Origin of the sequence: Caballeronia sp., assembly GCF_028292365.1 — a bacterium.
GTDB lineage: Bacteria > Pseudomonadota > Gammaproteobacteria > Burkholderiales > Burkholderiaceae > Caballeronia.
The window spans coordinates 1-11,527 of sequence record NZ_JAQGMM010000317.1 but is presented as its reverse complement, the minus strand read 5'-3'; the positions used below and the strand labels follow the sequence as shown (position 1 = coordinate 11,527).

Below are 11,527 nucleotides of genomic sequence, written 5' to 3'. Positions count from 1 at the left end.
TCCTGATCCAGCAAAGCCAGAACAAGGACAGCGTGGCGCTTCACCTGAAACTCAACGAGTTACTTGCGTCTCACCGGTCTGCGGACAATCACCTGATCGGGATTGAGGATGCCTCTGAAGAAGAGCTTCGACGATTGGCGGCCGCTTATCTGCGCAAGGCGGCAGGAGCAGACCAGGCACCCGCCGCCAATGCCTCCTCTTAGTCGCCGAGTGCGTGTTAGGCGGAAAAGTCCTGGTGCCTTTATCAAAGAGTAATGAGTTGGCGGGATTGTCTATCGTATCCAACTGGCACAGGGGTCATGTGGAGGAGAAAGCGCGGCAACTGATGGCGCAGATAAACGTGCTCGAAGATGAACTGAGAGCCGTTGTGCACCGTGCGGAAGTGCCCCTGTTCTATCGCGTGAACGGCAAGCGGATCAGATTCGACAAATCGGTCAGGGAGGCGCACCAGCGATCGAAAACGGGCCTGCTGCAGTGGATCTTCAAGAGTCGTCCACCAACGGTTGTGGTCGCGCCTGTCATCTACGGGCTGATCGTGCCGTTGCTCTTTCTCGACCTCGGCCTGACCGTGTACCAGTCCCTATGCTTTCCCGTGTACAGGATCAACAAGGTCAGGCGCTCAGACTATATCGTGATGGATCGGTGGCATCTGAGCTACCTGAACTTCATGGAGAAGTTTAATTGCGCGTACTGCGCGTATGGGAACGGCTTGCTTGCTTAGGAACCGAGATCGCCGCGCGTACCGAGCAGCACTGGTGCCCCATCAAGCACGCTCGAAAAATACTCGGCTCCCCGGCAAGGGCTGAAGCGTTCCTTGCCTACGGCGATAGCGAAAATTACCAGCAGCGGCTGTCCGGGTTTCGTGACGCGCTGGCCACCGACGCCGCCAAGCCGGGTGTCCCGAGCGACCCTCCCGCGTCATAAGCCGTGCGAGCCGGCGCGGTCCACAGGACGTTCCGGCAACGCGTTCAACGGATTGTGGGAACACGTGGCTGCGATCATTGCATCTGCCGCAAGAGTGCGGCCATGCTCACGGTATCGTAGGGCTTTCGCAACACAAAGTATCCCGGCACTTTTGAAACATGATGGTTGCCGGTTGCAAATATGACAGCCAGGTCACGGCGCAAAACACGCGCTTGTAAGGCGAGTTCTTCGCCCGACATGCCGGGCAAGCCGACGTCCGTGATGAGCAAATCCACCGTCTCTTTCTGAATCAACGCCAAAGCCGTTTGTGCGTTGGCAGCTTCATGGACCACGTGCCCCAGCGCCATGAGCAACTCGCTCGTATTGGAGCGGATCAGGTCATCGTCTTCAACGAACAAGATATTTAGCGAGCGCCCAGCAGGCGCACTGAGCGCGACCGCTGACGGCACGCTCGGAGGCGCCGGCACAACCATGGGTGCGGCACGCTGGGTTTGATTTGCGAGAACGTGCCGGATCTTTCTCGCGAGCGCCTCTCGTGTGTAGGGCTTGCCGAGCAGTTCTACGCCGGCATCCAGCCGGCCGCCATGGACAATCGCGTTTTCCGTATAGCCGGACGTGAACAGCACCGCAATGCCGGGAATGAGTTGCCGCGCACGGCGAGCCAATTCGGGACTTCGCAGTGGACCTGGCATGACGACGTCGGTGAACAACAAATCGATTGGCACGCCGCTTTCGATGATCGCAAGCGCACTGCTGGCGTCGTTCGCCTTAAGCACGCGATAGCCCAGTTCGGACAACATTTCCACAACCGTCACCCGGACCTGTTCGTCGTCTTCAGCCACGAGGATTGTCTCGGCGCCACCGAGCACCGGCGTGCTTTCAATCGCCGCCCCGAGATCTTCCTTGTCGTGGGTCCGTGGCAAATACAACTTCACCGTCGTGCCATGGCCCGGTTCGCTGTAGATCTTGACGTGTCCACCCGACTGTTTGACAAAACCATAGACCATGGAGAGCCCCAGCCCCGAGCCCTTGCCCTCCGGCTTGGTGGAGAAGAACGGCTCGTAGGCCTGGGCCAGCACTTCAGGTGTCATCCCGCAGCCGGTATCGGTCACCGCGAGCATCACGTATTGCCCGGCGCTCACTTCGGCATGATCGAGCGCATAGCGGTCGTCGAGGAAAGCGTTGCCTACTTCGAGGGTCAGCTTGCCCGCGTTGTCCATGGCATCGCGCGCATTGATGGCGAGATTGAGGACCGCGTTCTCGACCTGAGTGGGATCGACGAATGTATTCCACAGGCCGGCGGAAACAACGGTCTCGATCTCGATGGCCTCGCCCAGACTGCGCCGCAACATGTCTTCCATGCCGGTGATGAGCCGTCCGATCCTGATCGTCTTCGGCTCGAGCGCCTGCCGGCGCCCGAAGGCCAGCAACTGGCTCGCCAGCTTCGCGCCGCGGCTGACCCCGGCAAGCGCATTTGCCAGGCGCCGCTCTGCCCGCTCGCTGCCCGCCACGTCCGACGCAAGCAGTTGCAGGTTGCCTGAAATGACCTGCAGCAGGTTATTGAAATCGTGCGCGACCCCGCCGGTGAGCTTGCCGATTGTCTCCATTTTTTGCGCCTGCTGAAGCGCGAGTTCGGTACGTCGCAGTGCGTCTGCCGCTTCACGATCCGCGGTGATGTCGCGACCCACGGCATGAACGAAACGGTCGTCGGGCACGGCCGTCCACGAGAGCGTGACATACGCCCCATCCTGCCGCTGATACCGGTTCACGAACTTGAACGTGCGGATACCCTCGCTGAGTTCGCCCATTTCGGCGAGTGTCTCGACCCGGTCATCGGGATGCACGAACTCAAGGAATGAATGGCCGATAAGCGTCTTCTCATCCCAGCCAAGGATCTGTTGCCAGGCCGGATTCACTGCCACGATATTCGATTGGAAATCGGCGACCAGCATCATGTCGGTAGAAAGCCGCCACATGCGGTCGCGGTCGGCAACACTTTCCGCCACCTGATGTTCGAGCGTCTTGTTCAGCCGCTCCAAAGCGCGTGCCGCGGACTTCTGGTCTTCAATGTCGGTATTTGTGCCAATCCAGCGGACGATGCGGTGGGCGTTGTCGCGAATAGGCAGCGCCCGGGCGATATGCCAGCGGTACACGCCATCGGCTCGTCGAACCCGGAACTCGCATTCGTAGGTCGTACCCGATGCCACCGCGTCAACCCACTGTCCGATGGTAGCCTGCAGGTCGTCGTGATGAATGATGTTGCCCCACGCCTGACCGTCCAGAGTGCCCTGCGCCGCACCGCTGTACTCGTAGACCCGGTCGTTGAACCAGTCGAGTTGACCGTCGGGCCCCGCCGACCAGACCTGGTTCGGCATAGCCTGAGCGAAGGTGCGGAATTTCTGTTCGCTTTCATGAACCGCGCGCTCCGCCGCAAGGCGGTCCGTCACGTCGGTTCCCTGAATGAAGATGCCGATCACGGCACCGGCTTCGTTGCGAACCGGCTGATAGACGAAGTCGACGTAGCGCTGCTCTGCAGGCGCCCCACGGAGCCGATTGAGCACGATGGACTGCGCACTGCCCGAGACGGGCATTCCAGAGGCGTAGACCTGATTCAGGATCGCTACAAACCCTTGCCCGCGCAGTTCAGGCAATCCTTCCTGCACCGGCTTGCCCAGGATCGTGCGATCGCCAACCAGTTGCGTGAAGGAAGCGTTCGTCAATTCAATGACGTGTTCGGGGCCGGTCAGCATGGCCATGAAGCCGGGCGCCTGTTCGAACATCCGCCGCAACCGTTCGCGCTCGCCGCTCAGCCAACGCTCCGCGCGCACCTTTGCGGTGGTCTCCACGACGATTGCGATGACCGCGACCGGCACGCCCTGCTCGTTACGAATGGGCGAATAGTCCAGGTTCATCCACACTTGCTCACCGCGTCCGTGGCGGTGCAGCGTCAGTTCCTGATCTTCGTATCGCAGCGTTCGGCCGGCTAGCCCGACCTTCATCACGTTGTCGTTGAAATCCGCGATCTCCGACCACCCTTCCCGCACCTTGGAGCCGAGAAGCTGAGGATGCCGGCCGCCCGCGAAAACCGAATAGGCGTCGTTGTAGAGCATGACGCCATCGACACCCCAGAGCGTCACAATGGGAACAGGCGACTGCAATATCAGGGCGATAGTGCCGGTCAGCGTTGTTGACCAGCCTTCGAGAGGACCCAGTGGCGACGTGGACCAGTCTCTGGAGGCGATGATCCTGGCGACCTCGCCGCCGCCCTCCAGGAAGGCGTGTACCAGGCCATCGGTCGGTTGTCTTTCGTTCATGTGCGGGGGCCGATAAGCAACGCCTAACCGTACGACGCTCCTCAGCGTTGCAGAGTTTGAAACGTCAGTAGATAGGCTCTTATTTTACCTTCCAAAGCCTCATTCGCAGAACGCCGTCGACGCTTCCAGCCCACACTTCTCAAGCGCACCTTCCGGGGACAATTCTTGCTGGCTACCGTCTCTTGGCCCAGCTTTCTCCGCTTCCGGCCAGCATAAGACCGGGTCCCGCAAGGCCCCTAGCGGGCGTCCTTATCGCGGATCAGGCTGATCTCTCCATTGCGTTCGAGCGTGGCCGCGCGGATCCCGGACAGGTCGTTGGCGCCTAGCTGCTGTCGCGCCGTTTCGAACAGGTCAGTTCGCGTAATGAGTGCAGCGGACATCTGCTTCTCATCGAAGCGGCCATCGCGGTACAGCTCCCGCTCGGTCCCGCCCACCAGCCGCTCCAGTCTCGGCGAATGCAGGCAGCCCCATGCAAGCACCCGGTGCAGCAAGACAATCACCAGTGAGGCGACCACCGTCGGGATCGGGGGTGAAGCACCCACGATCGCACGGCTGAGCGTTGCGCCAAGAAGGATGGCGACGACATAGTCGAACGGAGAACGCTGGCCGAAAGAACGCCGGCCGGAGATTCGAATACAGACCAGCGCGCCAATGAAGACCGCGACCGCGCGAGCGGCCATCTGTAGCGAATCGAGGTCGTGGCCGCTGCCGAACACTGCGATGAGGGCGTCCATGTGCTTTCCTTTCTTATCAATGGGCATGGCTTCACATAGGCCGAAACGCGCCCGGGTTGCACGCATGCCGGCGCGGGTTCGCCGGCGTGGCACCTCATGGATCAGTCGCCCTCAAGTCACGAAACATGCTGTATTCGTCCAGATAGCGTGGATTCTGAACGAATGAAGTGATACAGACCCGATGCGTTGCGCCGCCGGCCAGCACCTTGTGCTTGCTTCCAGCACCCCCGCAAGAAACGTACTGCGAGCGCGGACTAGTAATTGCTCAGCGTCAAGTGCTGTGAAATCTTAGTGAACGTCGTGATGTTCCCGGCCAGGAAAAATCGACCGCTTCGGCGCTCGGCTGGACGCACGCCACGCCTCTACACGAGCACGATTGAAACACGTACAAAGCCATGAAAAAACCGAAACTTGTCCTATCCATGACCCAGCTACAAAGCCGGGGATCAGGCGAAACCATGAGCCCCGAAGACTTCGCGGTGTATGCGTCGTACCAGATCAATGCCGGTGGATTGTTTGTAGGAACACTAAAGGTTATTAGAAAAACCGACGGCCGCATGCTATTCCCGTTCCAGGGGTCCCCGGTGCTCGGACCGTACCCCTCGCGAGAAGCAGCGCGCGAGGCGGCAGTCATGCATGGCGAACGGATAGTCGCCAGTGATATCGCCAACCCGGAAGATTGAGAGAAGTGCGCTAGCCGCGGGTTACGCGTTCTGGTGCTGCGCGAATGCTGCGTTGCAATGAAACATGGCTTGACCGCAGCGAATGGTCTCGTGTCGAACTGGTCCATTGCAGCACGAAAAAAAGCCGCTGGGACAAAGCCGGCGGCCGGACTTATTGATGCTTGAACACAGCCTGATGTGACCTGATGCGACGTTATGCAATCGTCTGCGTGGCGACTTCATCCACGGCTTCGCGCACAATACCGACAATCTCATCCACGTCTGCCCGCGTGGTCACAAGCGGCGGCGCGAAGCCGAGAATATCGCCGTGCGGCATGGCCCGCGCAATCACTCCACGACGCAACGCAGCCGCTGATACCTTCGGTCCAACCTTCAACGCTGCATCGAAAGGCTTACGTCCCGCCTTGTCCGCCATGAATTCAAGCGCGGCCAGCATGCCGGTCTGACGCACTTCACCCACTAGCGGATGCTGGTCGAATGCAGCATGCAACTGCGCGCCAAGATAAGCGCCGACATCGGCCGCGTTCTGCGTCAAGTTCTCGCGCTCAAGGATGTTCAGATTAGCGATAGCGGCAGCCGCGCAAATGGGGTGGCCCGAATACGTCCAGCCGTGCCCCATCGCACCATGTTCCTGCGAGCCCTTCTCGATCACATCCCACACCCGTTCACCCACAATCACGCCCGACAACGGCGCATAGGCGCTCGTGAGACCCTTCGCGACGGTGATCAGGTCGGGTTGCATGCCGTAGTGCTGCGCGCCCATTTTCGAGCCGAGGCGGCCGAAGCCGCATACCACTTCGTCGGAGATCAGCAGGATGTCGTGCTTCTTCAGTACCTGCTGGATCGCGGCCCAATAACCCTCCGGCGGAGCAATGATGCCGCCCGTTCCCATTACCGGTTCACCAATGAAAGCCGCAATGGTGTCGGCGCCTTCGCGTGCGATCAGCTTCTCCAGTTCTTCCACGCAATAGGCGACAAACTGCGTTTCATTCATGCCGGCCGGCGCCTGCCGGTACCAGTGCGGACAGACCGTATGCTTCACGCGATCGATCGGCAAATCGAAATGCTGATGAAAGCTCGGCAAACCGGTCAGGCTACCCGTCACGATGCCCGAACCGTGATAACCCCGCTCGCGGGAAATGATCTTCTTTTTGTTCGGACGGCCCAACACGTTGTTGTAATACCAGACAATCTTGATCTGCGTTTCGTTCGCGTCCGAACCGGACATGCCGTAATAAACCTTCTTCATCCCTGCCGGCGACCAGTCGATAATTCGGGACGACAGCTGGATGATGGTGTCGGTGGAATGGCCCACGTACGTGTGGTAATACGCCAGCTTCTTGGCTTGCTCGTAGATGGCATCGGCCACCTCGGTGCGGCCATAGCCGATGTTCACGCAGTAAAGACCTGCGAAGGCGTCTATATAACTCTTGCCCTCGTGATCTTCAATGCGAATACCCTTCGCTCCACGAATGATCTTGCCCGGAAGAGCGCCGCTCGCATGATCGTGCGCGTGGGTCGACGGATGCATGAAGTGTGCACGGTCTTCGCTGAACTGTTGCTCGAGTTGCTGTGTCATGAGTTGCTCCTTGGATTTCTGTGATTCGTGTGATTCGTGTGATTCCATTAAGCCGTGACGCTCAGCGGCAAGCCGAGGTTGCCGAGGCAAAAGTATTTGGTTTCGACGAACGGCTCGAAACCCTCCGATCCCCCTTCGCGGCCGAGTCCCGACGCCTTCATGCCACCGAACGGGATGGTTGCACCGGTGAACTTGACGCCGTTGACCGAGATCATCGCGAAGTCGAGCCGGCGCACCAGTTGAAAGATTGTGTCCATGCGCGTGGCACAGACGTAAGCAGCCAGCCCGTGCTCAGTGTCATTCGCTTTAGACACCACTTCGTCCAGCGTGTTGAACGACGATATTGCCGATGTCGGCGCGAAGTTTTCTTCATCGTAAATACGCATCCCGGGCGCCGCGTCGGCCACCACGGTCGGCTCGAAGAACCACCCGCCAAGCGCATGCGCTTGCCCGCCTGCGGTAATGCGCGCGCCCTTCGTACGGGCATCGGCCACGCGAGCAGCAGTGGTATCGAAGGCAGCCTGATGCATCAGCGGCCCCACCTCCACACCCGCCTCGAAGGCTGGCCCAACCTTCAACGCGCGCACCGCTTCGCTGTATCGCTGAACAAACTGTTCATACAATGGCGCGGCCACGAAGATGCGATTCGCCGCGCAACAATCCTGTCCCGACGTCTGGAACTTCGCGCCAATCGCCACCTTGACCGCTTGATCGAGATCAGCGTCTTCCGTCACGATGAACGGTGCGTTGCCGCCAAGTTCAAGCGCCAGTTTCTTGATGCCGGACTCGGCTGCCGCACGCGCGACAAGCCCACCTACACGAGTGGATCCCGTGAAGCTGATCGCCCGCACGCGTACGTCGCGTACCAGTGCTTCCATCGCCATTTGCGGCTCGCCCAGCACCACGTTGAATACACCTGCGGGAAAACCCGCCTCTTCCGCCAGTTGCGCCAGCGCGAGCGCCGAGAAAGGTGTTTCGTGCGCGGGCTTGACGATCGCCGTACACCCCGCGGCAAGGGCGGCAGCCGCCTTGCGCGTGATCATTGCAACCGGGAAATTCCACGGCGTGATCAGCGCGGCGACGCCGACCGGCTCCATCACCGTGCCGAGGTGGGCACCATTGATGTGGGTGGGAATCGTGCGGCCGCAGAGGCGTTTTGCGTCGTTGGCGTACCACTCAACGAAGCTCGCCGCATAGGCGATCTCTCCTCTTGATTCAGCCAAAGGCTTGCCTTGTTCCAGCGACAAAATTCCGGCCAGGTCGTGTTGATGGCGCAGGATCAGTTCATGCCAGCGCAGCAGGATCGCGCTGCGGCGCTCTTGCGGCACCCATCGCCAGGACTCGAATGCACGGTGCGCGGCGCCGACCGCTGCTTCAATTTGCGCGCGCTCAAGCATGGGCACGTGACCGATCACCTCCTGGTCGGCGGGATTCTGCACGGCGACGGTTGCGGCGCTGTCGCTATGAATCCAGCGGCCATCGACATAACAAAGCGACTTGAAAAGGACGGGATGACCCAGCAACATGAGCGGCTCCTGATTGCACTGTATGACGTCCATTTTCGTCCTCGCCGCCGCGCGATTTTTTCGATGTGAACCGCCATGCGTGGTGTTTTTTCTGTCCTGCGTGCCGTTCTCGCGAGATTCCCTGGATGTGGCGCTATTCCCACGCTATTCCCAGTCCGGAATGCTGTCCGGCATGCTCTTCACGACCTTCGTGACGATGTACGTGAAATAGCGCTCAATGCCGATTTCATCGATCAACAGGGAGTCGATAAAGCGCTGGTAATGATCGATATCGCGCGATACCACATGCAGCACATAGTCCACGCCGCCGCCCGTCGCGTAGCACTGAACAACTTCGGGCGCTGCGAGCACACGGTCCTCGAAGCGACGCATGTCGTGCGCGGTGTGTTTTGCCAGCGTCACTTCCACCACGATCCGGCTCGCGTTAACGACACCGACCCAATCGAGTTCCGCCCGATAACCCTTGATGACACCGCTTTCCTCCAGCTTGCGCACGCGTTCCCACGCAGGAGAAATCGACAGGTTCACCTCCTCGGCGAGTCGCGATTTCGTGATGCGGCCGTCGCGAGCGAGGATGCGCAAGATGGCGATGTCGTAGCGGTCGAGCTTGATCACGATCAGATGACCACCGGAATATGGCGTTCCACTACATCGGCGACCACCGCGACCGTATCACCGATCTGCACCAGTCCCGGGAAGTGCCGCGCCGCCAGTAAGCCGCTGCGCCGCGCTACATATTCGACTGCAGGCGCGCCAGTACGCGTGGCGTCGTAGACGCGGGCCAGCACGTCGCCCTCCTCAACAAAGTCCCCTAAGTGACGGCACATTTCGAGCAAGCCGCTGTGCTCGCTGGTGGTGTAGCAAGTGCCATCCGGCATGTCCAGCAGCGTCGTCGTGCGGTTGTTGCCTCGCAGGTCGTCCCGTGGCGATATCCCTTCCCGGTCGATCACCCCCGCATGCGCGAGAAAGCCATACACACCCCGCTCGGCAATCGCCACACTTGCGGCCGTCGCGGTTCCGCCGCCGCCCAGTTCGGTGGAAACGAACACCTTCCCCGCTTCTTCCACCGCGGTGTCGAACAGTCCAACGCTATCGAGTTCGAGCATGCGCATGGAGTAAGGTGCGCCGAACGCACGCATCGCGGCTTCGCACCGCGCCTGCTGCTGGGCGTCAGACAAGACGTGAATGGCGGCAAACGGCAGGAAATCCAGCGTCCGGCCACCCGCGTGAATATCGAGTACGTAGTCGGATATCGGCAGCAAATGCCGCTGGAAATAGTCCGCTATTTTTTCTGTGACGGTACCATCCGCCTTGCCAGGAAAACTCCGGTTGAGGTTGCCGGAATCCACCGATGACGTGCGCGTGCCGGCCTTGAATGCCGGATAGTTCATGAAGGGCACGACAATCACGCGCCCGGTGACATCGCTTGCCTTGAGCGTTGCAGCAAGCTTGGACAGCGCGATCGGTCCTTCGTATTCGTCGCCATGATTGCCGCCCGTCAGGAGCACGGTCGGCCCCTCGCCGCGCTGGATCACGGTGATGGGAATCATGATGGCGCCCCACGCTGAATCGTCGCGGGAATACGGCAACTTGAGGAACCCGTGTTGCTCGCCAACGGCGGCCAGATCCACCGTCGGCGCAATGGGTGACGCACGCATTGCTACTCCTTCACGAACAATTGACGAGGCGTGTTGCAGAACGTCTCCACGCCCGTGCCGGTAATCAGGATACTTTCCGTGATTTCCAGGCCCCAGTCGTCGAGCCACAACCCCGGCATGAAGTGAAACGTCATGCCGGGTTCGAGGACCGTCTTGTCCCCCGGGCGCAGGCTCATCGTGCGCTCGCCCCAGTCGGGCGGGTAGCTCGCACCGATCGGATAACCGCAGCGGCTGTCCTTCTCGATTCCGGATTTGCGCAGCACCGCAAAAAATGCGTTGGCAATGTCTTCGCAAAGGTTGCCAGGCCTGGCTGCTGCGAGTCCCGCTTCTATGCCTTCAACGATCGCCTTTTCCGCGTCGATAAAATGTTGGGGCGGACGCCCGAGATACACCGTACGCGATTGCGGGCAGTGATACCGTTTGAAGCAGCCGGCAATTTCAAAGAACGTTCCCGCTCCCGTCTTGAACTCGGCGTCGTCCCAGGTCAGATGCGGCGCGGCTGCATCAGAACCTGTTGGCAGCAAAGGCACAATCGCAGGGTAGTCGCCGCCGTAACCCTCCACGCCCGTGATGCCTGCCGAATAGATCTCCGCAACAAGATCGCACTTGCGCATGCCCGGTTCGATCCGATCGAGAATACGTGCGTGCATCTTCTCGACAATCCGCGCTGCAACGCGCATGTACTCGATCTCACGCGGCGACTTGACCGCGCGCTGCCAGTTGACGATCCCCGTCGCGTCAACCCATGTTGCTTGCGGCAGATGGTGCGTCAACGACGCGTAAGCGGCCGCACTGAAATAGTAGTTGTCTTTCTCCACGCCTATCCGGCATTTATCCCAGCCGCGGGCAGCAATCACTTCACGCGACAGATAATCCATAGGATGCCGGACCGGCGACTGCACGTAGTCGTCCGGGTAGCCCACTATCTGGTCGTGCTGCATGAAGACCGTGCGCTTCGCGCCATTCGCGTCCTGCCCACGACCGAACCATACCGGCTCCCCTTCCATCGGCAAGAGCACACACTGGTGCACGTAGAACGACCACCCGTCGTAGCCGGTGAGCCAACTCATGTTGGTTGGATCGGAGACGATCAGCAGATCGATCTCCGC

Annotated in this window: 10 protein-coding genes; 3 read left to right on the top strand and 7 right to left on the bottom strand. The window is 60.3% G+C overall.

The features are described 5' to 3' along the window. Nucleotides 1–203: low affinity iron permease family protein (locus tag JWR14_RS19685; RefSeq protein WP_299710033.1), on the top strand; the 203-nt coding region annotated here is incomplete at its 5' end. A 65-nt stretch (nucleotides 204–268) separates the two neighbouring features. Next, nucleotides 269–721 (top strand): hypothetical protein, encoded by a 453-nt coding sequence (locus JWR14_RS19680; RefSeq protein ID WP_299710031.1) that lies wholly within the window; start codon nucleotides 269–271, stop codon nucleotides 719–721. A 277-nt stretch (nucleotides 722–998) separates the two neighbouring features. Here JWR14_RS19680 and JWR14_RS19675 read toward each other — a convergent pair whose 3' ends face one another. Then, complete coding sequence (locus JWR14_RS19675; protein WP_299710029.1) at nucleotides 999–4,238, bottom strand: PAS domain S-box protein; 3,240 nt, start codon at nucleotides 4,236–4,238, stop codon at nucleotides 999–1,001. A 236-nt stretch (nucleotides 4,239–4,474) separates the two neighbouring features. Next, complete coding sequence (locus tag JWR14_RS19670; RefSeq protein WP_299710027.1) at nucleotides 4,475–4,972, bottom strand: YetF domain-containing protein; 498 nt, start codon at nucleotides 4,970–4,972, stop codon at nucleotides 4,475–4,477. Nucleotides 4,973–5,430: 458 nt separating this feature from the next. Here JWR14_RS19670 and JWR14_RS19665 point away from each other — a divergent pair, with 458 nt between their 5' ends. Beyond that, nucleotides 5,431–5,655 (top strand): DUF6723 family protein, encoded by a 225-nt coding sequence (locus JWR14_RS19665; protein WP_299710025.1) that lies wholly within the window; start codon nucleotides 5,431–5,433, stop codon nucleotides 5,653–5,655. Nucleotides 5,656–5,848: 193 nt separating this feature from the next. Here JWR14_RS19665 and JWR14_RS19660 read toward each other — a convergent pair whose 3' ends face one another. From JWR14_RS19660 to doeA, 5 genes are all read right to left on the bottom strand, one after another. After that, complete coding sequence (locus JWR14_RS19660) at nucleotides 5,849–7,234, bottom strand: aspartate aminotransferase family protein (protein WP_299710023.1); 1,386 nt, start codon at nucleotides 7,232–7,234, stop codon at nucleotides 5,849–5,851. Nucleotides 7,235–7,281: 47 nt separating this feature from the next. After that, complete coding sequence (locus tag JWR14_RS19655) at nucleotides 7,282–8,760, bottom strand: NAD-dependent succinate-semialdehyde dehydrogenase (protein WP_299710021.1); 1,479 nt, start codon at nucleotides 8,758–8,760, stop codon at nucleotides 7,282–7,284. Between the two features lie 144 nt (nucleotides 8,761–8,904). Continuing rightward, nucleotides 8,905–9,375 carry an Lrp/AsnC family transcriptional regulator gene (locus JWR14_RS19650; protein ID WP_299710019.1) on the bottom strand — a complete coding sequence of 157 codons (471 nt, stop codon included), beginning with the start codon at nucleotides 9,373–9,375 and terminating at the stop codon, nucleotides 8,905–8,907. 2 nt (nucleotides 9,376–9,377) lie between these two features. Beyond that, nucleotides 9,378–10,418 (bottom strand): N(2)-acetyl-L-2,4-diaminobutanoate deacetylase DoeB, encoded by a 1,041-nt coding sequence (gene doeB / locus JWR14_RS19645; protein WP_299710017.1) that lies wholly within the window; start codon nucleotides 10,416–10,418, stop codon nucleotides 9,378–9,380. A 2-nt stretch (nucleotides 10,419–10,420) separates the two neighbouring features. Then, nucleotides 10,421–11,527 (bottom strand): ectoine hydrolase DoeA (gene doeA, locus JWR14_RS19640; protein ID WP_299710015.1); only part of this gene is annotated, 1,107 nt, incomplete at its 5' end.